A 21,602-nucleotide genomic window follows, 5' to 3' on the forward strand; every position below is an offset into this window, starting at 1 on the left:
TATTTTTATCGTGGTGTGAGTTGGGGTTTTTAACCCCCCCAAAGGCTTAACTAATGGTCAGTATCCCGTACATCTACTTTCGGTTCAGCGAGCGGTGCAGAAGCCTGCGGAAGCTCAGACGGCATACCTGCGCTTTCGATCGTTAGCTTGATTTCCGGAGTCAATAAATCACTGAGGATGGTGTAGATTTCACGCGTATGTTCAGGGATAGCATCACCAATATCATTGATAAAACCCTCCGCACGTAACGTTCCAACCAGCGTGGTGAACACGGCTTTGTCGAAGAACTCAGGTGCGTTGATGCCGTGCAGTACAGATAAACGCTGAGCCATAATTCGACTCTCTTTCTCCAGCGCACCGCGGCTGATGCTTGGGTTGTTGGTCAGTAAGGAGAGGGTAATGGCGTAGCGCTGCAAGGTTTCACGCACACCAGCAGCGAGCAGTTGCAGCGGACGTATACGCGTCGGATTCAGCGACAGCGTTTCACCATCGAGCTTGATCAGCCCCTGACGTGCCAGCTCAGCACAAAGGACTTCCAGCACGACAGGAAGGTCTTCTTTGCTGTGATGCATGAAGAGTTCGGCTTTCATCATCGGGAAAATGAGTGCGACCTGACGCAGTAATTCGACACCAGTGACTGATTGATGGTGCATGATAATGCTAGAAATCAGTGAGGGAAGTACCAGGAGATGGTGAATATTATTGCGGTAGTATGTCATCAATACGGCCTGTTCACGCGGCAGAATGATGATATCGCCAATATTGTCTTTCTCGACTTCGAACTTATTCATGTTGAGTGCGTGGTCGAGGAGCTGCTCTGCGTTCAGGTTTGGCACGGTGGAATCAGCCGTGTAAGGCACATTGCGCAACAGTTGCAAATAACAATCGAGCTGTTCGGTTAGCTGTTCGCGCGTCAGTGAACGCTGACGCGAGGCTAACAGCGCCGTGCAGCACAGGTTCATGGCGTTGGCCGCTGCAGAGTTATTGATACGCACCATGATTTTCCCCGCCAGATCCTGCACCGTTGGCGTCAGCCAACTTGGACGGTGGGCTTCGATAGGATCGATGGACTCACGCCATGTCGGTACATTCTGGTTGAGATAGGTGGTGAGATGCAGCGGTTCGCCGAAATTAACGTAACCCTGACCGAGGTTACGCAGTTTGCGCAATCCGTTGATCATTTGCATAAAACTTTCTTTTTCTTTTGTCGCACCGCGCAACTCTTTGGCATAGGTACCGACCTCCATCACGTGCTCGTAACCGATGTAAATCGGGACCAGCGTGATGGGGCGTGAACCGCCGCGAAGCATCGCCTGAATGGTCATTGCCAGCGTGCCGGTTTTCGGTTCCAGCAAACGGCCGGTACGTGAACGTCCACCTTCAACAAAGTATTCAACCGAATAACCGCGAGTGAATAGTTCGCCGAGATATTCACGAAATACCGTTGCGTAAAGCTTATTACCCTTAAAGGTACGTCGGATAAAGAACGCGCCCAGACGGCGGAAAATCGGCCCTGCTGGCCAGAAATTCAAATTGATACCCGCAGCGATATGTGGCGGGACTAGCCCCTGATGGTAAAGCACGTAAGAGAGCAGTAAATAGTCCATATGGCTGCGATGACAGGGCACATACACGATTTCCTGACCATCCAGCGCCAACTGCCGGACACGTTCAGCATTATTGACGTTGATGCCTTTATAGAGGCGGTTCCAGGTCCAGCTTAATACGCGATCGGACAGGCGAACGGCTTCATAGGAGAAATCAGCGGCAATCTCTTCCATCAAAGCAATGGCGTTTTGCTGGGCCTTTTCGTGGGAAATCTTTTTGCTGCGCGCTTCGTCTTCGACGGCTTTCTCAATGGCTTTGGATGCCAGCAATTTATTGAACAGATCCTGACGCACCGGCAAACGTGGCCCCACCGCGGCCAGCCGCTGACGTGAAAAGTGCATCCTCGCGACCCGGGCCAGTTTTTGGGCGATAGTTTTATCGGTACCGTGTTCGGTTGCCATATAGCGTAGTGACACCGTATTGGAGAAGCGCACAAAACTGTCACGGCCCAGCCACAACACAGCAAAGAACTTTTGCACGCCGTTCAGCACGCGCAGATGGGGTGTATCTTGCCCTTCGCGACCCGGTGCACGGCCAAACATTACCGATACAGGTAACATTTGAATGTCCAGCAGTGGGTTGTTGCGATGCAAGTCCAGATAGTCGTGGAACAGTTTGATCGACTCAAGTTTCGGCGTGTAATAAGTAAATACGCGTGGTCCTTCAGCGATAAATACGTGGCTAGGCAGCTGTACGCCGTCAATTTCCAATGGAATAAGGGGATCGGGCAGATTCTGCGCCAGGCACTGGGTGCGCAAGGTCAGTAAATCTGTCTTTGAATGATAAGGCAAAACATACAGGATCGGCCGAGTTGGATCTAAGCGCAACTCGGTAACCGGATCTGTTGGAATGACCTTGCTCTTTACCAGTAATTTTAGTGGTAAATTCAATAAGGTATAATAAAGTCTACGCCAACCTGACATAAAAACGTGAAGCCTCTTTGTTAGCAATTCGTCGAAAGGATACCAGAAAGTGGGTATGGGGTCTGTGGTGATACTCTTCATCCTTCAAGCTGCCGCGGCATTGCTTTCTCTCACTCACTTCAATCACCTGCCTAATTAAGTTTTTAGAGAGTCATTCCTTTGCCGTCCTGCTGCAACCTGAGAGCTTTTAAGTATAAAATGCCGCAACTTTACCGTTAAGACGAATAACACATGAAAAATGAATCTACCGGGTTAACCCGCATCGCTAAGGCTGCAGGCTTTTCGCTCAAAGGCTTAAGCGCTGCATGGAAACACGAAGCGGCTTTTCGCCAGGAAGTGATTGGTGTACTGCCCTTCATCATATTGACATTTTTCCTTGATGTAACCAGCATTGAACGCATCCTGTTAGTCGGGGTTCTGGGATTGGTGATCATCGTCGAATTATTAAATAGCGCCGTGGAATGTGCTATTGACCGTATTGGGCACGAATTTCACGTGCTGTCAGGGCGCGCCAAAGATATTGGCTCTGCGGCGGTTCTGCTCACTATTATACTGGCGGTTTTCACCTGGGTCAGCGTGTTTTGGCCGCGTTGGTTCTAAAGCGGAATCAAGATTCCATATTTTGCTTTAGCATCTGTTTTTATTCACTCTTAGGTTTTCATTCAGAGAGTACCTGTATATACTCACAGCAATACTGTATAAAAAATCAGGGGGCGGGATGAAAGCTTTAACAGTCAGACAACAAGAGGTTTACGACCTCATTCGCGATCATATCGCCACCACCGGTATGCCACCAACCCGTGCTGAGATCGCCGCGCGTTTGGGTTTCCGCTCACCTAATGCAGCGGAAGAGCACCTTAAAGCACTGCAACGCAAAGGTGTTATTGAGATTGTTTCTGGTGCGTCGCGTGGCATTCGCTTGTTGATGGAAGAAGAAGAGGGTTTGCCACTGATTGGTCGCGTCGCAGCCGGTGAACCTCTGTTGGCACAGCAACATATTGAAGGGCATTATCAGGTTGATCCCGCAATGTTTAAGCCAAGTATGTCAATGCGCGATATTGGTATTCTCGACGGTGATTTACTGGCTGTGCATAAAACACAGGATGTGCGAAATGGTCAGGTTGTCGTCGCTCGTATTGATGATGAAGTGACGGTTAAACGCTTGAAAAAACAAGGTAGTATTGTTCAGCTTCTGCCTGAAAATAGCGATTTTGAGCCTATCGTTGTTGATCTGCGAGATCTAATTCCCACCTCCAATTCCCATCTCTCATTTCCTGCGGCGGTAAACTATTTCCTTTACCGCCTTAAGTTAACTATCCAGCGGTTATCGTTACTTATCACTCTGGAATAATCCTAATCATGGCGTGTATCGCTGTTATCTGAGGTAAAAGCCAAATTATCAACTACTCTTATTCATGTGGTAAGCAATTAGAGTGTTTCATAAAGCACGACAACCTAACCCAAGGTAATAGGAGAATTTGTTATGAATAAGGATCAAACCGAAGGTAACTGGAAGCAGTTTAAAGGCAAAGTGAAAGAAAAATGGGGCAAGCTGACTGATGATGACCTGACGGTGGTGGAAGGGAAGCGTGATCAGCTGGTGGGTAAAATCCAGGAACGTTACGGCTATAAGAAAGAAGAAGCCGAGAAAGAACTCAAGTCTTGGGAAGCGGATAACAAATATCACTGGTAAGTCGTCATTTCCCTTGCACATCAATGATGTGTCCTGAGAAATACGCTGCTCCTACCCGGGAATGCTTTCAGGATGCATGGTACAGGGATGTACCACTCTTCATAGGATATAAGTTTGTAACGCTACCTCGCTCCCCGCACTATTTCAAATACCTCACTGTAAAACATAAACACTTTAGCGTTTTTTAGTGACGATGCTGTGGTCATGTTCGCAATGGTCTGGGCTGTCACATTGTTCAACGACCTTGCATTCGCCGCACATGCCATGCGCTTCAACTACGGAATGGCGTAACTCAAACCCGGAATCCGCCGCCAGTTTTGCCAGCCGCTCTTCGATACCATCAGTCGTTTTCTCTGTCACTAATCCACAGCGGTCACAGATAAATAGTGCCGAAGTGTGGCTGGGCTCCTCAAAGTGGAGACAAAGTACATAACTATTGGCCGACTCCACACGATGAATAAACCCCTGTTCCAGAAGAAAATCCAGCGCCCGGTAAACGGTCGGTGGTTTTGCCTGGGGTTCGCTGACGCGCAATAAATCCAATAGATCGTAAGCACTGATGGCACCAGGCTGTTGCGTCATTAGACGCAGTACTTCCTGTCGCTGTGGCGTCAGACGCACATTTCGTTGCACACAAAGTTTTTCGGCCTGTGCAAGTAATTGATCCGGATTGGTCAGGGTCATAAAAGGTTCTCTGAGTACGCTGCTGGGTTGAGCGCTTTGAACAAGGCGAAGATGGATTTTATCATGCTTCGATGGAATCGACGAATTATGCGCCGTCTTTCCCGTGTGTCATTGTTTGGTGTGCGTCGGTTTTCCGTTGTTCCATGAGGTGCTGGCGAGGCGGAGTGCCTAATCTTTGTTCTGTGGTATAATCACCGATTAACTCCCTTCCAGGCATAATGCTGGAAGGCGCGTCCCGCACACCTTCTTCAGCGAATTTCAGGTCGATGTCAGAAAATCAAAATCCCAAAACTCATGCTATGCCATTTTCCGCGCAACGTTTTTCCGTCGCGCCGATGCTCGATTGGACCGATCGTCATTGCCGCTATTTTCATCGACTGATGACCGGCCAGGCGCTGCTATACACAGAAATGGTGACTACCGGGGCGATTATCCACGGTAAAGGTGACTACCTTGGCTTTGGTGATGCCGAGCATCCAGTGGCGCTGCAACTGGGCGGAAGTCATCCTGCCGATCTGGCCCAGTGCGCTAAACTTGCCGAAGAGCGTGGCTATGATGAAATCAACCTGAACGTCGGTTGCCCATCTGACCGCGTACAAAACGGCATGTTCGGTGCCTGCTTGATGGCACAGGCTTCGCTGGTTGCCGATTGTATTAAAGCCATGCGTGATGTGGTGTCGATTCCGGTCACCGTCAAAACCCGAATCGGTATTGACGAGCAGGATAGCTATGAATTTCTCTGTGACTTTGTACAGCAAGTCGCTGAAAATGGCGGCTGCGAGACTTTTATTATTCACGCACGTAAAGCCTGGCTTTCCGGCCTCAGCCCAAAAGAGAACCGTGAGATCCCGCCGCTGGATCACCCTCGCGTTTATCAGCTGAAAAAAGATTTCCCGCACCTGACCATGGCTATTAACGGTGGGATTAAAACGTTGGAAGAGGCCAAAACCCATCTGAAATATATGGATGGTGTGATGGTTGGGCGCGAAGCCTATCAAAATCCGGGTATGCTGCTGGACGTGGATCATGAATTGTTTGGTATTGATGCCCCACCGCGCACTGCGCCGGACATCATCCGTGCCATGTATCCCTATATTGAAATGGAACTGACGAAAGGGACTTATCTCGGGCATATAACCCGCCATATTTTGGGGATCTTCCAGAGTGTACCTGGCGCCCGGCAGTGGCGTCGCCATCTCAGCGAAAATGCTCACAAGCCGGGAGCGGGCATCGATGTGGTTGAACAGGCGTTGCAACGGGTTACCCAGGCACAAAGGGCACTGATTCAGGCCTGAGTAAAGTAGTGAAAATCGCCAAAGGTTAGTCTGAGTTACTACATAACCGCCAGGTTCATTCCCCGAGGCGGTTATGATTATTCTTGTTTTTCAATAAGTTAATTTCCCCGCCGCTCTGGCATGTTTCTTGTAACATCATCTATACCTCAGAATGGCACTTGTCAGGCTGATTCCGTTTTCTCGCTGTTTGTAAGGAGCATGCGATGCTGGAAATTCTCTTTGTGCTTGGTTTTTTCTTTATGCTGATACTGACCGGCATTTCAGTGCTAGGGATGATCGCCGCACTGATTGTGGCATTTGCTTTGATGATGTTTGGTGGATTTTTGGCAATTGTTATAAAAATGTTGCCATGGTTGGTTTTTGCCGTGCTCGTCGTCTGGGTTTACCGGAAGTTTATTAAGCCGGACCAGCCAAAATATCGTCGCCGCCGCCTGCCGTAGTTGTAGACTCCAAAGTATTATCATAACTTCATGAAATTAAGATGGTTAGTGGTCTACTCCTGAGCACATAAAAATGTAATTGTTACATCTATAACTTTTACTTATGTGCTAGCGATCACAAGCTGGATCAGAATGTGCGGTAAAACGGTATTTATCATATTTTTTAACATGGGTGGCTGTTAGGATGAAATCAATGCGTGGTTATCAGGCCGCAGCGCTGAATTCATCAAGTCCGATAAGCTATAAAATAGTCACTGAAGTGACATCGCCTTTCGGGTTTACCAGGTAGTACCCTACAGCAGTACCCGTCTTGAATCAGAGGTCGTCTGAGACAGACAGCATAAAAGGGCTTCCATATTGGAGGCCCTTTTTGCATCCATCATCCCCGTTTCCCTTGACGCCGCCACGGTGTGAGCGGCACTCATTCACAGGAATCGCTTACCTGAGTCAACTTATCTCGATGCCTTCTCATTCTGGCTTGCTGTAACGCTCATAAACTTGGGCTTAACTATTTCCCTGGGATCAGCAAGCTGGAACCCTGCGTGGAGCGGCTCTCCAGCGTTTCATGTGCGCGCCTGGCTTCGGACAGCGGAAATTTTTGTGCTTCGCTAACGTCGACCTTGATTGCGCCGCTGGCGATCATAGAGAACAGTTCATCGCTGGCAGTTTTCAGCTCTTCGCGGGTGGTGATGTAAGCATTCAGCGACGGACGAGTCACGTATAGCGAGCCTTTCTGCGTGAGGATCCCCAGATTAACGCCCTCCACCGGCCCAGAAGCATTGCCGAAACTGACCAGCAATCCGCGTGGCTTAAGACTATCGAGCGAACGCTCAAAGGTATCTTTGCCGACGGAATCGTACACCAGCCCAACTTTCTCTCCGGCGGTCAGTTCTTTAACGCGTGCCACGATATCCTCTTTCTGATAATTGATCGTCGCCCATGCACCCGCCTGTTTAGCACGCTCGGCTTTTTCGTCTGAGCCGACAGTGCCGATGAGTTTAGCCCCCAACGCTTTGGCCCATTGACAGGCAATGAGCCCAACACCGCCGGCTGCGGCATGAAACAGAAAGGTTTCGCCCGCTTTAACGGTGTGCGTCAAACGCAGCAGATAATAGACTGTGAGGCCCTTCAGAAAGGAGGCTGCAGCTTGTTCAAAGCTGATGGCATCGGGCAGCAGGGCGATCTTCTCCTGCGGCACGTTATGGATTTCGCTGTACGCGCCGAGTGCGGACTGCGCATACACCACGCGATCTCCGACCTTAATGCCCGTCACCGCGCTGCCTATTTTACTCACTATCCCCGCCGCCTCCGTCCCTAAGCCTGACGGTAGCGAAGCCGTTGGATACAGACCGCTGCGCATATAGGTATCAATATAATTTATCCCTATTGCTCTGTTCTCGACCTGCACTTCGCCTGCTGCGGGGGCTGGTGGTTGAAAACTGACATATTGCAAAACCTCGGGTCCGCCGATGGCGGAAAATTGAATGCGCTTAGCCATTTTGCTTCCTCGTTATCGGGCCAGTGGTAACCCTAGGCTATTTAATTGAGACAATCCAGCGCGGCTAAGACCAATTGGAAATGAGGCATTACAAGGAAATATAATTGCGTATACTGACGCGTTATCATATGCCCCATTTTGATAACCCATTTCCATTGCATGTTCTGAAAACAGGCTCTTAGACCAGGAATTAATCGACTGATGGCAGCAAAAAAACCGACCAATCAACAGAACGAAAACCGCGACCGCCAGATGGAAGGCCTCAAGCTTCCGCCGCACTCGCTGGAGGCTGAGCAATCCGTTCTGGGCGGCCTGATGCTGGACAATGAGCGCTGGGATAACGTAGCGGAACGCGTGGTCAGTAATGACTTCTTTAGCCGTCCGCATCGTCTGATTTTTACCGAAATGCAGCGCTTGTTGGAAATGAGCAAGCCGATTGACCTGATCACGCTGTCTGAATCCCTGGAGCAGAAGGGCGATTTAGACTCCGTGGGTGGGTTCGCTTATTTAGCCGAATTATCGAAAAACACCCCAAGTGCCGCGAATATTGGTGCTTATGCTGATATCGTTCGTGAACGTGCTGTAGTGCGTGAAATGATTTCGGTCGCCAATGAAATCGCCGATGCGGGTTATGACCCGCAGGGCCGCAGCAGTGAAGATCTGCTGGATCTGGCCGAATCACGCGTTTTTCAGATTGCCGAAAGCCGTGCCAGTAAAGATGAAGGCCCGAAAAGCATTGACCGCATTTTGGAAAGCACTGTTTCACGTATTGAGGAGCTGTTCCAGCGCCCGCATGATGGTGTGACTGGCGTCGACACTGGGTATGCCGATCTCAATAAAAAAACCGCAGGCTTGCAAAAGTCCGACTTAATTATCATCGCAGCCCGTCCATCGATGGGTAAAACGACCTTCGCGATGAACATCTGTGAAAATGCTGCGATGATGCAGGAAAAGCCGGTACTGATTTTCAGCCTCGAAATGCCCGGTGACCAGATCATGATGCGTATGCTGGCATCCATGTCGCGCGTGGATCAGACCAAAATCCGTACGGGTCAGCTTGACGACGAAGATTGGGCGCGTATCTCCAGTACGATGGGTATTTTGCTGGAGAAACGGAACATGTATATCGATGACTCCTCCGGGCTGACTCCCACCGAAGTTCGCTCGCGTGCACGGCGTATTTTCCGTGAGCACGGTGGGCTGAGTCTGATCATGATCGACTACCTTCAACTGATGCGTGTGCCGGCCTTGTCTGATAACCGTACATTGGAAATCGCCGAGATCTCTCGCTCGCTTAAGGCACTGGCGAAAGAGTTGCAGGTCCCGGTCGTCGCGTTGTCACAGCTTAACCGAAGTCTGGAGCAGCGCGCTGACAAACGTCCGGTGAACTCCGACTTACGTGAGTCTGGCTCTATTGAGCAGGATGCTGACTTGATCATGTTCATCTATCGTGACGAGGTTTACCACGATAACAGCGAAGAGAAAGGTATTGCTCAGATCATTCTGGGCAAGCAGCGTAATGGTCCGATTGGCACGGTGAGATTGACCTTCAATGGCCAATTCTCCCGTTTTGATAACTATGGCGGTCCGCAATATGATGAAGATTAAGGAATAGAAATGAAAGCGGCTACGGCGGTGATTGATTGCCGCGCTTTGCGACATAATCTACAACGGGTGCGGCATTTGGCGCCGCAAAGTCGTGTGATGGCCGTGGTGAAAGCCAATGCTTACGGACATGGCCTCCTCGATGCAGCTCACAGTTTGCAGGATGCGGATTGTTATGGTGTGGCTCGCCTGAGCGAAGCGCTGACACTTCGTTCAGGCGGTGTGGTGAAGCCAATTGTGTTACTCGAGGGTTTTTTTAGCGCTGAGGATTTACCTCAGGTCGTGGCGCACGGGCTGGATACGGCTGTCCACAGCCACGAGCAGCTCGCCGCACTTGAGCAAGCCACGTTGTCTAAACCGCTAAACGTGTGGATGAAACTGGATACCGGGATGCACCGGCTAGGTGTGCATCCCGCGGAAGCTGAGGCGTTTTATCAGCGTCTGTGTGCCTGTCCTAACGTGCAGCAACCGGTGAATATCATGAGTCACTTTGCCCGTGCAGACGAACCGGACGCGGAAACCACGCCAAACCAGTTGCGCGTTTTTCTGCAGTTTGTACAGGGTAAGCCGGGGCTGACGTCCATTGCCGCTTCAGGTGGTGTGCTCCTATGGCCAGACGCACATATGGATCTGGTGCGGCCCGGCATTATTTTATACGGTGTCTCGCCGCTGGATTCCGACGATGCCGTGCATTATGGGCTAAAACCCGTCATGACCCTGACTTCCAGCCTGATTGCCGTGCGTGACCATGCCGCTGGGGAACCGGTTGGCTACGGTGGGATCTGGCGAAGTGAGCGTGAAACACGATTAGGTGTTATCGCTATGGGATACGGCGATGGTTATCCGCGTAGCGCCCCGAGTGGTACGCCAGTACTGGTCAATGGCCGAATTGTGCCGATTGTTGGCCGCGTGTCCATGGACATGATTTCAGTCGATCTCGGTCCTGATGCTCGTGACGCTGTGGGTGATGAGGTTATTTTCTGGGGGGAAGGTTTACCGGTCGAACAGGTTTCCACCGCGACCGGAATCAGCCAGTATGAGCTAATAACCCAGCTGACCTCACGCGTTGTCCGCATTTATGTAGGAGAATAGGCGCAGCTTGCTGCGCCCTATGCTTTTGGTCGACAAGGGCGCATCAACATGGACGATAGCGACAAAGACTATTTCTTTACCGCTAACCATTTACTCACCAGATTCTGATAATCGCCGTTGGCTTTACTCAGGTGAAGCCATTGGTCGACGTACATCTTCCAGCTCACGTCGTCACGCGGCAGCATGTAGGCTTTCTCGCCATACTGCAGCGGCTTCTTCGGGTTCACCGCACAGAGTTTCGGGTAATGTTTTTGTTGGAACAACGCTTCCGACGCATCTGTTATCATCACGTCTGCTTTCTTATCCACCAGTTGCTGGAAAATCGTCACGTTGTCGTGTAGTGCCAACTTGGCATCGGGGAGATGGCTGCGAACAAAGGCCTCGTTGGTCCCCCCCGCAGGTTCAATCAGCCGCACTGTGGGTAAGTTCAGCTGCGCAATCGTCTGGTATTTCCGCACATTCTCACAGCGCACCAGCGGGATTTTACCATCCTGATCAAGGGTTTCAGCGAACCAGGCTTTTTGTTGGCGTGCGAGGGTGACGGAGATCCCGCCCATGGCGATATCACAATTGTTCGACGTCATATCTGACATCATCGTTTTCCACGTCGTTGGCACCCAATTGACCTTCACTCCGAGACTGGTGGCCAGCGATTGTGCCATAGCGATATCGATACCCTCGTACTGACCCTCTTTATTGAGAAAACTGTAAGGCTTATAGTCGCCAGTGGTGCAGACGTTAATCGCCCCTTTTTGCAGTACGCGATCCAGGTGTGAAGGCGTGCCTTCGGCGTGAGCGGCCAGTGTGCTGGCGGCCAGTAACGTCAGGGTTATTAGCGTTTTCTTCATGAAGCTTTTCCTTGATATCAAGCGGTAGGGTAGCGTAATGCGTCTTTGTTTATAATTCGCCCAGTATAAGAAAAAATAACCGATAAGTATTTAGCCGCCTACTTAAAGCTGCATTGTGCGTTGGCGGCGCTCAATCACCCAAATCACTGCTTTGTGTAAGCTCATCGGGACTCACTCGCTTGCCGTCTTCCTGTAGCTTGAATTATTTAGGGTACAGTCCTTACAGTGTGAAATGACGACAAACCAAAATAAAGCGACAGGGAAAGTACCCTGTACAGCCAAATTCTCTCCGTTTATAAAAATGTCGCGCATGTGAAAATGTCAGTCGTACTTAACCGATGAAAAGAAAAAGGCTTATTAATAGTGGCGTGAGGATTAAAAGGGGGGTATTTCATGCCGCACTGTTATGGTGATTTGTTTTGGTGCAGATTCATTTTTACAGTGCATTGTTATTAATTTGAATGCGTGATTTTGGCATGTAAAGAATAATTAACGCGACTGAAAATCTTATTTTCGCTTTTTAATACAAATTAGGTGCGTGAATATTGCCTTGTATTCCTATCTCATGAATTATCACTAAAAGATTTTTGGTGTGCATTCTTCAGGGAAATTGGAATTTATGGCAAGTTGCGACAGTTTTGAAAAACCGGTGGAACCACCACGAACCGCGCATACGTTGATTGAAGACATGCTGGCGATTGTCATTGGCACGCTGATGGTGTCTTTTGGCGTCGTGATGCTGCGTCAGGTCGGGGCGCTGACCGGCGGTACGGCAGGCATAGCGTTTCTGGTGCATTACATGGCTCAAGTGTCTTTCGGTACGGCCTTTTTTATCATCAATTTACCGTTCTACTATCTTTCTATTCGCCGCATGGGTTGGCCGTTCACGCTAAAAACTTTCAGCTCGGTGGCGCTGGTGTCGATATTTTCCGATCTGCATCCGCTGTTTATTCACTTCGATCATCTGCAACCGTTTTACGCCACTCTGTTCGGCAACGTCATTATGGGGATCGGCTTCATCGTGCTGTTTCGCCATAAAGCCAGCCTCGGGGGTATGAATATTCTGGCGCTATTTCTGCAAGATAAGTACGGCATCCGCGCCGGCAAACTGCAAATGGGCGTGGACTGTTGCATTGTGCTGGCATCGCTGTTTGTGGTCAGTTACGAAATGCTGATCGCCTCGATTCTCGGCGCGGTGATTGTGAATCTGATTATCGCGATGAACCATCGTCCGGGGCGTTACAGTGTCTGATATTCATGTCGTTCGGTTGCGTGAGAAATCACAACATTGTTGTCATCTTTTTTAACGAACTTTGATAGTCTGTGAAGTAATGTTGATCACCCGCCGAACAACAGCCGCGCCAGCCTATGCGCGGTATTGCAGAAATCAAACCAGGAGGTTTATACCGTGTTCCAACATGTCGATGCCTACGCAGGTGACCCGATCCTGTCGCTGATGGACAGTTTCAAAAATGACCCAAGAGACAAGAAGGTTAATCTGAGCATCGGTCTGTATTACGACGAGCAAGGTATTATTCCCCAACTTAGCTCCGTGGAAGTGGCTGAAAATCAGATGAACGCGCTGCCGCAAACCGCCTCGGTTTACCTGCCGATGGATGGCCTGCCCGCCTACCGCAGCGCTATTCAGACGTTGTTATTCGGCGCGGAACATCCGGCTCTGCAACAAAACCGTATTGCGACCATTCAGACTGTCGGCGGTTCGGGCGCACTGAAGGTGGGTGCTGATTTCCTCAAGTTTTATTTCCCGAATTCTGAGGTGTGGGTCAGCGATCCCACCTGGGAAAATCATGTGGCTATTTTTGGCGGCGCCGGTTTCAAGGTTCATACCTACCCCTATTTTGATCCCGAAAGTCTGGGCGTGAATTTTGCCGGAATGTTAGACAGCCTGAAAAGCCTTGCCGCGCAAAGCATCGTGCTGCTGCACCCGTGTTGCCACAATCCGACCGGCTCGGATCTGACGCCAGCCCAGTGGGACCAAGTGATTGAAGTGGCCAAACAACGCGATTTAATTCCGTTCCTCGACATCGCGTATCAGGGGTTTGGCGCCGGTATTGACGAAGACGCCTATGCTATTCGCGCCATGGCAGCTGCGGGTGTGACTTGCTTTGTTAGCAACTCCTTCTCGAAAATTTTCTCACTGTATGGTGAGCGCGTGGGCGGGCTATCTGTGGTCTGTGAAAACAGCGAAGCCGCAGGCCGTGTGTTGGGCCAGCTAAAAGCCACCGTGCGCCGTAATTACTCCAGCCCGCCGAATTTCGGTGCGCAAGTGGTGGCAAAAGTGCTGGGCGATGCCCATCTGAAAGCGCAATGGCTGGATGAAGTAGAAAGCATGCGCATCCGTATTCTGGAAATGCGTCAGACGCTGGTTAACAGCCTGAAAGTCGCGTTACCTGGGCGCAATTTTGATTACCTGCTGCAACAGCGTGGCATGTTCAGCTACACCGGTTTCAGCGTGGCGCAGGTCGATCGTCTGCGTGAAGAGTTCGGTGTGTACCTGATTGCCAGTGGCCGCGTCTGCATGGCGGGTCTGAATTACCACAACGTGAAACAGGTCGCCGATGCGTTCGCCGCCGTGCAGTAATATTCTCGTCTGATTTACTCTTCATCATGCCAATAAGGGCTGACAGCAATGTTGGCCTTTTTTGAACTACGCTGAGACATTAAACGTCTGTTTTTTGCTCACCTCAATGGAGAAAATGAAATATGACCAGTACGGAACTGCTTGATTATTGCCTGGCCAAGCCCGGCGCGGAGGAAACGCAAAATAACCAGCGTGGTGCCAATCAGATCAAAGTGGCGGATGTGATGTTTGCCATGCTGTGCCAATGCAATGGGCGGGAAGCGATTTCGCTCAAAACCAGCGCTGAGCTTGCCGACGATCTGCGTGCTAAGCACAGCTGTATTATTCCCGGCGATCACCTGAACAAAACCCACTGGAATACTATCTATCTTGATGGCGAACTGCCGGACTCGCAGTTCTATTATTTGATCGATGGTTCGTATCAGATGGTAGTGTCATCACTGCCGGAGGCAGTGCGCCACGGGCTGGGCATTTAACGGGTCACCAGCTTCCCGTGGCCATCGTCGTGGGAGAATATTGCACGTGAAGACCACGCCAGGGCAATGCCCCACGAAAGCGCCACGTGCGAGCGATATCCATACACCAATAGCGTTGTGCGCCGTCGGGGCCGTTCAGTGCGCCAGGTTGCCAGAGGATCTCAGTGGTGCCTTGCAGATGCAAAATATCGCTATTATCGAAATCAGGAAACAGCAGTGCGGCACGCGGCTGAGCCAGTAAATTTCCCAGCGTGTTCATGTAGTTATTTCCACTGAAATCCGGTATCCATAATCGGTTGCCTTCAATTTTTACAAACCCCGGCTTTCCTCCACGGTGTGAGACATCAGCACCGCCCTGTGGTTTATCGCCGTGGGCGTGGGTGGCAACAAAAAAAGTGTCGGCACCGGCGATCAGTCTGCGCGCGTCATCGTCCAGCGTGACCAGATCTTCTCTGAGCGGCAGCGGATTTTGCCTTGTGCTCTCCACCAGTTCGCGAATCTGAATATACTTCGGGCAGTTACCAAAACTCTGATCGACGACGATCTCGATCCGGTTTTTATCCATCCGGCCGATCCTGCCGTTAACGCGGTTGCGTCGCCGGTTGGAAAAGTCGATCCCCAAAAGACCGATCTCTTTGCCGGAATGCATTGCCGCCAGAGCTGGATCATCCTGCCTGCGCGGGGCGTTAATGCGTAAATGGGTGGCATCTGGCGAACGGATAAAACCCGGCTGTCCGGTGAGCAGCGTCGCCAGCGGCCAACCATTTTCATCGAGGGTAGAGGCCAGCACATAGGGTAAACCGGCAAAAAAATCGCGGTGCTGCTCCGGCATGGCTGAGCGAATCGGGGCGCTGACGATATCCAACTGTGCCAGTGCCTGAGCCCGTCGCTCACCAGGATGAAATACCCTGTCTTTCATGCGGCCTCCTTTTATACCGATAACTATTGCGCGATGGTCGGCAGCGGAAGTTCGGGCTGAGGCTGATAGCCAGGCAGAGCTGCGATACGTGCCAGCCAGCGGCGGATGGCGGGATAGGGCTCCAGGGAGAGGCCACCTTCTGGCGCTGCGCGAACATAGCTGAAGCAAGCCAGATCGGCGATGGTCACCTGACCGGTTGCCAGAAAGTCATGCTGACTCAGATGCTGTTCGAGATGCGGAAAGAACAAGCCGGCGATCGCGACGGAAGCATCGTAGTCTTCTGGCGCGTTGAACTGTGCCACCATGCGGGCAGCCGCCACGCCGTAGCGGATTTCTCCGGCGGCTTTCGACAGCCATAGCTGCACCTGCGCCGCCTGTACTGCATCCTCCGGTAGCCAGTGACTGTCCGGCGCATAGCGCTTCACCAGATACACCAGAATAGCGTTGCTGTCGGTCAGCACCAGACCATCATCAATCAGTACCGGGATTTGCCCCATTGGACTGAATTGTTGAAATTCGGTGGTGAGGCGTACGCTGGCCGGGGCCTCTTTGGCTTCAAACGGCAAGTTCAGCATGTTGAGTAACAGAACGACGCGGTGGCAGTGTCCGGAAAGCGGAGTGCCATAAAGCTGAATAGGGTGCATGTGTCTTCTCCTCTATCGATTTGCACCCAGATTACTCTTGCAACAAACGAAGCGAATCCGTAAAGATTGAAAGTGACTATTTCGTTTTGTGGAAGAATTTATGGATCGTTTGGATGAGTTAGAGATTTTCGTCGCCGTCCTGCAATACGGTAGCCTGGCGGAAGCCGCGCGGAGAACCCGGCGTTCTGCCCCGGCGATTACCCGCGCTATTGCCTCACTCGAACAGCGCTTTGGTGCGCGGCTGGTTGAACGCACCACGCGACGGCTGGCTCCAACGGAAGCGGGCGTACGGCTGGCAGAGCACGCACAGGTGCTGCTCTGCCATTACCAAGAGGCGCTGTTCGACACCACTGAAACCCAACTTAGCGGCCTGCTACGCATTACCGCACCCGTGCAGTTTGGCCGTAAACATGTCGCGCCGCTGGTGATGGAGTTCCTGCGGTTGCATCCCGATATACAGATTGATATGGTGCTTAATGACCGTAATTTGGAGTTGATCGACGAAGGGCTGGACCTCGCGGTGCGCATCGGTCATCTGGAGGACTCCGGCAAAGTGGCGCGCAGAGTGGGCCAGGTCACCCGTATGCTGGTCGCTAGCCCGGCCTATCTGCAACAGTATGGCAACCCCTTACAACCAGCGGAGTTGGCACAACATCAAACCATTGTTGGTACCCTGAGATCACCACGTAATGAGTGGCGCTTCGGCCCCAATGAGGATGGCCTGCGGGTGAAGTTGTCGCCACGCCTGTTGCTCAATGATGTCGAATCGCAACTGCTAGCGGTGCGTGCGGGTTATGGTATAGCGCGGCTGCTGAGTTATCAGGTTGCTGACGATCTGGCCGCCGGAACCTTGGTCAGACTGCTGCCCGAGGCCGAGCCGTCACCGATGCCGGTTCAACTGGTGGTGCAGAATATTCAGCGAATCCCAAGAAAAGTCAGAACCTTCTGGGACTTTGCGTGGGAAAGATTGAGTCAGCTGTCGCAGACCCACCGTGCATAATCCGTCATTATCAGACAGACATCTGGGTTGATGTGCAACCCGTCTGACTGAGGAAAAAGAAATGAATTGTTCTGTGCTTAATCGCGCTACGTTGTTGATTCTGTCTTTATCTGTTCCCCTTCCGTTGCTGGCCACCGTTATGGCGCAGACGCTTCCGGTGCAACAAGATCAGGCGCAGGTAGCCAATCAATATCTGACTGTGGTGAACCCTGACAAAACCATTACTTTCCGGCTGTTTGCACCGTCAGCCAGGCAGGTCGACGTGGTCACGGGTGCAACAGCACCAAGCTATGTTTCCCATCCGATGACCAAAGATCCTCAGGGCGTCTGGACCTTCACCTCGTCCGTGATGAAACCTAATCTGTACGAATACTTTTTCAACGTTGATGGCTTCCGCTCAATCGACACCGGTAGCGCCATGGCGAAGCCGCAGCGACAGGTGAATACCAGCCTGATTCTGGTGCCGGGCAGCATACTGGATGTGAAAGCCGTGCCGCACGGCGAAGTGCGTGCCATTACCTATCACAGCAAGGCGCTGAATGCCGAACGGCAGATTTACGTCTGGACGCCGCCGGGCTACAGCGATGTGTCGAAGCCGCTACCGGTGCTCTATTTCTATCATGGCTTTGGTGATACCGGCCGTTCTGCGATCGACCAAGGTCGAATTCCACAAATCATGGATAACCTGCTGGCGGAGAAAAAAATCACGCCGATGCTGGTGGTGATCCCGGATACGGAAACGGATGCCAAAGACATCGTGCCGGAAGCGTTTGTGCCAAAAGAGCGCCGACAGACATTCTATCCTGCTAACGCAGCGGCGGCTGATCGCGAGCTGATGCAGGATATTATCCCGTTGGTGGCGAAAAATTTCCGCGTGCGTGACGATGCAGACGGACGTGCGCTGGCCGGTCTTTCACAGGGCGGATATCAGACATTGGTCAGCGGCATGACACACCTGGATAAATTCGGTTGGCTGGCGACTTTCAGTGGCGTCAGTACCACGACCGTGCCGAATGAACAGGTAGAAAAACGCTTCGCTGAGCCACAGAAAATCAATGCGCAGCTGAAAAACTTCACTGTAGTAGTGGGGGATAAAGATGTGGTAACGGGTAACGATATCGCCGGGCTGAAGTCAGAACTTGAGCAGCATAAAATTAAGTTCGATTACCACGAATACCCGAATCTGGGTCATGAGATGGATGTCTGGCGTCCGGCGTATGCTGAGTTTGTGCAGAAGATTTTTAAATAATGGGTAAGTCATGCCGCGGAAGTGGCGTGACTTCAGCAATCCAAGGCCTTCCCCGGTGGGAAGGCCTTTTTCATGGCGGTTAAGCCGACTTCTTCGCCTTCTGCTTATGGTGCTCAAGCAAAGGTTTCAGGAAGCGCGCGGTGTGTGACTCTTTACACTCGGCGACGGTCTCTGGCGTACCGGCGACCAAAATCTCGCCGCCGCCACTGCCGCCCTCTGGCCCGAGATCGACAATCCAGTCCGCAGTTTTAATCACGTCCAGATTGTGTTCAATCACCACGATGGTATTACCCTGATCGCGAAGCTGATGCAAAACCGCCAGCAGTTGCTGGATATCGGCAAAGTGCAGGCCGGTAGTCGGTTCATCGAGAATATACAGTGTCTGGCCGGTGCCGCGTTTAGACAGCTCTCGCGCCAGTTTTACGCGCTGAGCTTCACCACCGGAGAGCGTGGTCGCTGACTGGCCCAGACAGATGTATGTCAGACCGACGTCCATCAGGGTTTGCAGCTTACGCGCCAGGGCAGGAACGGCATCGAAGAAATCGCGGGCCTCTTCAATGGTCATTTCCAGCACTTCGTGGATGCTCTTGCCTTTATATTTAATCTCCAGCGTTTCGCGGTTATAGCGTTTGCCACGGCACTGATCGCACGGCACATAAATATCCGGTAGGAAGTGCATCTCGACTTTGATCACGCCATCGCCCTGACAGGCCTCACAGCGCCCGCCCTTGACGTTAAAGCTGAAACGCCCTGGGTTGTAGCCACGCGCACGAGATTCCGGCACACCGGCAAACAGTTCGCGTACCGGCGTAAAAATACCGGTGTAGGTCGCCGGATTGGAACGCGGTGTACGGCCAATTGGGCTCTGATCGATATCGATGACTTTATCGAAGTGTGCCAGACCGTCAATTTCCCGGTAAGGCGCCGCTTCGGCCAGCGTCGCGCCGTTGAGTTCGCATTGTGCCAGCGGGAACAGTGTGTCGTTAATGAGCGTCGATTTACCCGAGCCGGACACGCCGGTAATGCAGGTAAACAGGCCGACCGGCAGCGTCAGTGTGACATCTTTCAGGTTATTGCCTCTGGCCCCGGAAAGCTTCAGCACTTTGGTTGGGTCAGCCGGTACGCGGTGTTCCGGCAGGGCGATTTCGCGTTTGCCACTGAGGAACTGACCCGTGAGCGACTCTGGCACCGCCATGATCTGATCAACGGTCCCTTCGGCGACGACATGACCGCCGTGTACACCAGCACCGGGACCGATATCAATCACGTGATCGGCGGCGCGGATGGCATCTTCGTCGTGCTCAACCACGATCACGGTGTTACCGAGGTCGCGCAGGTGGACCAGCGTCTCGAGCAAACGTTCGTTATCGCGCTGATGCAGGCCAATAGACGGCTCATCCAGCACGTACATGACGCCCACCAGACCGGCGCCAATCTGGCTCGCCAGACGAATACGCTGTGCTTCACCGCCGGAGAGCGTTTCCGCCGAACGGGACAGCGACAGATAATTCAGGCCGACGTTCACCAGGAACTTCAGGCGATCGCCAATCTCTTTCATCACCTTCTCGGCGATCTGTGCCCGTTGGCCACTGAGCTTCATATTGCGGAAGAAATCCAATGCGTGACCGATGCTGAAATCGGAAATTTCTGGCAGCGTGGTCTCTTCAACAAATACGTTGCGTGCTTCTTCGCGCAGGCGGGTGCCTTTACAAGACGAGCAGGAGCGGTTGCTGATATATTTCGACAGTTCTTCACGCACCGCGCTGGATTCCGTCTCTTTATAACGCCGCTCCATATTATGTAGAACACCTTCGAACGGGTGACGGCGAATCGAGGTATCACCACGGTCATTGATGTATTTAAACTCGATAGTGTCTTTGCCGGAACCTTGCAGAATAGCGTGTCTCACGTCGCTGCTCAGATCGTTATAGGGCGCTTCCACGTCAAATTTGTAGTGCTCGCCTAACGAACGCAGCATCTGGAAATAGTAGAAATTACGGCGATCCCAGCCGCGTATGGCGCCACCTGCCAGCGACAGTTCAGGGTTTTGTACCACGCGTTCCGGATCGAAGAATTGCTGCACACCCAGACCGTCGCAGGTAGGGCAGGCACCGGCCGGGTTGTTGAACGAGAACATCCGGGGTTCCAGTTCACTCATGCTATAGCCGCAAATCGGGCAGGCGAAGTTGGCAGAGAACAGCATCGCTTCCGCTTTTGGGTCATCCATGTCGGCAACCACGGCCGTACCGCCGGAGAGCTCAAGTGCAGTTTCAAAGGACTCGGCCAGACGCTGCGCGATGTCATCGCGGACTTTAAAGCGATCAACCACGACTTCGATGGTATGTTTCTTCTGTAACTCCAGTTTCGGCGGATCGGACAAATCGCAGACCTCGCCGTCGATACGTGCACGGATGTAACCTTGTGACGCCAGGTTTTCCAGCGTTTTAGTGTGCTCGCCTTTGCGATCTTTGATAATTGTCGCCAGCAGCATCAGGCGTGCGCCTTCTGGCTGTGCCAGCACGTTATCCACCATCTGGCTGACGGTCTGGGCTGACAGCGGCACACCGTGCTCCGCGCAGCGCGGTTCGCCCACGCGGGCAAACAACAGGCGCAGATAGTCGTGGATTTCGGTGATGGTACCGACGGTCGAACGCGGGTTGTGCGACGTCGACTTTTGCTCAATAGAAATTGCCGGAGAGAGGCCCTCGATATGATCGACGTCCGGTTTTTCCATTAAAGATAAAAATTGGCGGGCATAAGCAGACAGCGACTCTACGTAGCGGCGCTGGCCTTCTGCATAGAGCGTGTCAAACGCCAGTGAAGATTTGCCTGAACCCGATAAGCCGGTGACAACAATCAGTTTGTCGCGCGGGATAATCAGGTTGATATTCTTGAGATTATGGGTGCGTGCGCCCCGAACTTCGATCTTATCCATTCATTATTCCCGGATTGACGTGATAGCTCACCGTGCCGATGACCGTCGGTAAATCTGGCATTACTTCGGCCAACGAATCGGGCACAGAGAA

Annotated in this window: 19 protein-coding genes; 12 read left to right on the forward strand and 7 right to left on the reverse strand. The window is 52.0% G+C overall.

All coding sequences use genetic code 11. From position 1 onward, the window contains the following. Positions 1–50: 50 nt before the first annotated feature. Positions 51–2,531: a glycerol-3-phosphate 1-O-acyltransferase PlsB gene (plsB, locus tag IEV89_RS18405; protein ID WP_188474977.1), complete on the reverse strand. Its 2,481-nt coding sequence runs from the start codon at positions 2,529–2,531 to the stop codon at positions 51–53. Between the two features lie 231 nt (positions 2,532–2,762). On the opposite strand from plsB, the gene IEV89_RS18410 reads away from it, so the two are divergent. The 3 genes from IEV89_RS18410 (at position 2,763) to IEV89_RS18420 (ending at position 4,224) form a co-directional block, all read left to right on the forward strand. After that, entirely contained in the window at positions 2,763–3,131 is a 369-nt protein-coding gene (locus IEV89_RS18410) for a diacylglycerol kinase (protein WP_188474978.1), read from the forward strand. Between the two features lie 118 nt (positions 3,132–3,249). Then, positions 3,250–3,882 (forward strand): transcriptional repressor LexA, encoded by a 633-nt coding sequence (gene lexA, locus IEV89_RS18415; RefSeq protein WP_229746528.1) that lies wholly within the window; start codon positions 3,250–3,252, stop codon positions 3,880–3,882. A 132-nt stretch (positions 3,883–4,014) separates the two neighbouring features. Then, positions 4,015–4,224 carry a CsbD family protein gene (locus tag IEV89_RS18420; protein WP_188474979.1) on the forward strand — a complete coding sequence of 70 codons (210 nt, stop codon included), beginning with the start codon at positions 4,015–4,017 and terminating at the stop codon, positions 4,222–4,224. Between the two features lie 174 nt (positions 4,225–4,398). On the opposite strand, the gene zur is transcribed toward IEV89_RS18420, so the two are convergent. Then, the gene (gene zur, locus IEV89_RS18425; RefSeq protein WP_188474980.1) at positions 4,399–4,908 is read right to left on the reverse strand and encodes a zinc uptake transcriptional repressor Zur; all 510 of its coding nucleotides are present in this window, start codon (positions 4,906–4,908) and stop codon (positions 4,399–4,401) included. 266 nt (positions 4,909–5,174) lie between these two features. Between zur and dusA the strand changes: the two genes are divergently transcribed. Both dusA and pspG read left to right on the forward strand, forming a co-directional pair. Then, complete coding sequence (gene dusA / locus IEV89_RS18430; RefSeq protein WP_188474981.1) at positions 5,175–6,203, forward strand: tRNA dihydrouridine(20/20a) synthase DusA; 1,029 nt, start codon at positions 5,175–5,177, stop codon at positions 6,201–6,203. Between the two features lie 203 nt (positions 6,204–6,406). Beyond that, the gene (gene pspG / locus IEV89_RS18435) at positions 6,407–6,643 is read left to right on the forward strand and encodes an envelope stress response protein PspG (protein ID WP_188474982.1); all 237 of its coding nucleotides are present in this window, start codon (positions 6,407–6,409) and stop codon (positions 6,641–6,643) included. A gap of 508 nt (positions 6,644–7,151) precedes the next feature. Here pspG and IEV89_RS18440 read toward each other — a convergent pair. Continuing rightward, complete coding sequence (locus tag IEV89_RS18440) at positions 7,152–8,141, reverse strand: quinone oxidoreductase (protein ID WP_188474983.1); 990 nt, start codon at positions 8,139–8,141, stop codon at positions 7,152–7,154. Positions 8,142–8,342: 201 nt separating this feature from the next. Here IEV89_RS18440 and dnaB point away from each other — a divergent pair, with 201 nt between their 5' ends. Together dnaB and alr are read left to right on the forward strand one after the other, a co-directional pair. Next, positions 8,343–9,749, forward strand: a complete 1,407-nt coding sequence (dnaB, locus tag IEV89_RS18445; protein ID WP_188474984.1) for a replicative DNA helicase — start codon at positions 8,343–8,345, stop codon at positions 9,747–9,749. A 9-nt stretch (positions 9,750–9,758) separates the two neighbouring features. Next, the gene (gene alr, locus IEV89_RS18450; protein WP_188474985.1) at positions 9,759–10,838 is read left to right on the forward strand and encodes an alanine racemase; all 1,080 of its coding nucleotides are present in this window, start codon (positions 9,759–9,761) and stop codon (positions 10,836–10,838) included. Between the two features lie 68 nt (positions 10,839–10,906). Here alr and IEV89_RS18455 read toward each other — a convergent pair whose 3' ends face one another. Beyond that, positions 10,907–11,686 carry a transporter substrate-binding domain-containing protein gene (locus tag IEV89_RS18455; protein ID WP_188474986.1) on the reverse strand — a complete coding sequence of 260 codons (780 nt, stop codon included), beginning with the start codon at positions 11,684–11,686 and terminating at the stop codon, positions 10,907–10,909. Between the two features lie 619 nt (positions 11,687–12,305). On the opposite strand from IEV89_RS18455, the gene IEV89_RS18460 reads away from it, so the two are divergent. The 3 genes from IEV89_RS18460 (at position 12,306) to IEV89_RS18470 (ending at position 14,764) form a co-directional block, all read left to right on the forward strand. Next, entirely contained in the window at positions 12,306–12,938 is a 633-nt protein-coding gene (locus tag IEV89_RS18460) for a YitT family protein (RefSeq protein ID WP_188474987.1), read from the forward strand. A 156-nt stretch (positions 12,939–13,094) separates the two neighbouring features. After that, on the forward strand, positions 13,095–14,288 hold the full coding sequence (locus IEV89_RS18465) for an amino acid aminotransferase (RefSeq protein ID WP_188474988.1): 1,194 nt from the start codon (positions 13,095–13,097) through the stop codon (positions 14,286–14,288). A gap of 122 nt (positions 14,289–14,410) precedes the next feature. Beyond that, positions 14,411–14,764 carry an MmcQ/YjbR family DNA-binding protein gene (locus tag IEV89_RS18470; RefSeq protein WP_188474989.1) on the forward strand — a complete coding sequence of 118 codons (354 nt, stop codon included), beginning with the start codon at positions 14,411–14,413 and terminating at the stop codon, positions 14,762–14,764. A gap of 4 nt (positions 14,765–14,768) precedes the next feature. Here the strand turns inward: IEV89_RS18470 and IEV89_RS18475 are convergent, their stop codons facing one another. Continuing rightward, complete coding sequence (locus IEV89_RS18475) at positions 14,769–15,683, reverse strand: pyridoxamine 5'-phosphate oxidase family protein (RefSeq protein WP_188474990.1); 915 nt, start codon at positions 15,681–15,683, stop codon at positions 14,769–14,771. Positions 15,684–15,706: 23 nt separating this feature from the next. Then, the gene (locus IEV89_RS18480) at positions 15,707–16,327 is read right to left on the reverse strand and encodes a glutathione S-transferase (RefSeq protein ID WP_188474991.1); all 621 of its coding nucleotides are present in this window, start codon (positions 16,325–16,327) and stop codon (positions 15,707–15,709) included. 100 nt (positions 16,328–16,427) lie between these two features. Here IEV89_RS18480 and IEV89_RS18485 point away from each other — a divergent pair, with 100 nt between their 5' ends. Both IEV89_RS18485 and IEV89_RS18490 read left to right on the forward strand, forming a co-directional pair. Further along, positions 16,428–17,327, forward strand: coding sequence for a LysR family transcriptional regulator (locus tag IEV89_RS18485; protein ID WP_188474992.1), 900 nt, complete (start codon positions 16,428–16,430; stop codon positions 17,325–17,327). A 139-nt stretch (positions 17,328–17,466) separates the two neighbouring features. Beyond that, positions 17,467–18,576 (forward strand): alpha/beta hydrolase-fold protein, encoded by a 1,110-nt coding sequence (locus IEV89_RS18490; protein ID WP_229746536.1) that lies wholly within the window; start codon positions 17,467–17,469, stop codon positions 18,574–18,576. 79 nt (positions 18,577–18,655) lie between these two features. On the opposite strand, the gene uvrA is transcribed toward IEV89_RS18490, so the two are convergent. Beyond that, entirely contained in the window at positions 18,656–21,511 is a 2,856-nt protein-coding gene (uvrA, locus tag IEV89_RS18495; RefSeq protein WP_188474994.1) for an excinuclease ABC subunit UvrA, read from the reverse strand. Between the last annotated feature and the right edge of the window lie 91 nt (positions 21,512–21,602).

It is taken from the genome of Hafnia psychrotolerans, from assembly GCF_014639435.1.
Lineage (GTDB): Bacteria > Pseudomonadota > Gammaproteobacteria > Enterobacterales > Enterobacteriaceae > Ewingella > Ewingella psychrotolerans.

Excerpts from the sequence above, each read along its gene's own strand:
- dnaB (WP_188474984.1), top strand. The coding sequence starts at position 8,343 with ATGGCAGCAAAAAAACCGACCAATCAACAGAACGAAAACCGCGACCGC.
- alr (WP_188474985.1), top strand. The coding sequence starts at position 9,759 with ATGAAAGCGGCTACGGCGGTGATTGATTGCCGCGCTTTGCGACATAAT.
- lexA (WP_229746528.1), top strand. The coding sequence starts at position 3,250 with ATGAAAGCTTTAACAGTCAGACAACAAGAGGTTTACGACCTCATTCGC.
- uvrA (WP_188474994.1), bottom strand. The coding sequence starts at position 21,511 with ATGGATAAGATCGAAGTTCGGGGCGCACGCACCCATAATCTCAAGAAT.
- IEV89_RS18420 (WP_188474979.1), top strand. The coding sequence starts at position 4,015 with ATGAATAAGGATCAAACCGAAGGTAACTGGAAGCAGTTTAAAGGCAAA.
- plsB (WP_188474977.1), bottom strand. The coding sequence starts at position 2,531 with ATGTCAGGTTGGCGTAGACTTTATTATACCTTATTGAATTTACCACTA.
- IEV89_RS18490 (WP_229746536.1), top strand. The coding sequence starts at position 17,467 with ATGGCGCAGACGCTTCCGGTGCAACAAGATCAGGCGCAGGTAGCCAAT.
- IEV89_RS18440 (WP_188474983.1), bottom strand. The coding sequence starts at position 8,141 with ATGGCTAAGCGCATTCAATTTTCCGCCATCGGCGGACCCGAGGTTTTG.
- IEV89_RS18475 (WP_188474990.1), bottom strand. The coding sequence starts at position 15,683 with ATGAAAGACAGGGTATTTCATCCTGGTGAGCGACGGGCTCAGGCACTG.
- pspG (WP_188474982.1), top strand. The coding sequence starts at position 6,407 with ATGCTGGAAATTCTCTTTGTGCTTGGTTTTTTCTTTATGCTGATACTG.
- zur (WP_188474980.1), bottom strand. The coding sequence starts at position 4,908 with ATGACCCTGACCAATCCGGATCAATTACTTGCACAGGCCGAAAAACTT.
- IEV89_RS18470 (WP_188474989.1), top strand. The coding sequence starts at position 14,411 with ATGACCAGTACGGAACTGCTTGATTATTGCCTGGCCAAGCCCGGCGCG.
- IEV89_RS18410 (WP_188474978.1), top strand. The coding sequence starts at position 2,763 with ATGAAAAATGAATCTACCGGGTTAACCCGCATCGCTAAGGCTGCAGGC.
- IEV89_RS18480 (WP_188474991.1), bottom strand. The coding sequence starts at position 16,327 with ATGCACCCTATTCAGCTTTATGGCACTCCGCTTTCCGGACACTGCCAC.
- dusA (WP_188474981.1), top strand. The coding sequence starts at position 5,175 with ATGTCAGAAAATCAAAATCCCAAAACTCATGCTATGCCATTTTCCGCG.
- IEV89_RS18460 (WP_188474987.1), top strand. The coding sequence starts at position 12,306 with ATGGCAAGTTGCGACAGTTTTGAAAAACCGGTGGAACCACCACGAACC.
- IEV89_RS18485 (WP_188474992.1), top strand. The coding sequence starts at position 16,428 with ATGGATCGTTTGGATGAGTTAGAGATTTTCGTCGCCGTCCTGCAATAC.
- IEV89_RS18455 (WP_188474986.1), bottom strand. The coding sequence starts at position 11,686 with ATGAAGAAAACGCTAATAACCCTGACGTTACTGGCCGCCAGCACACTG.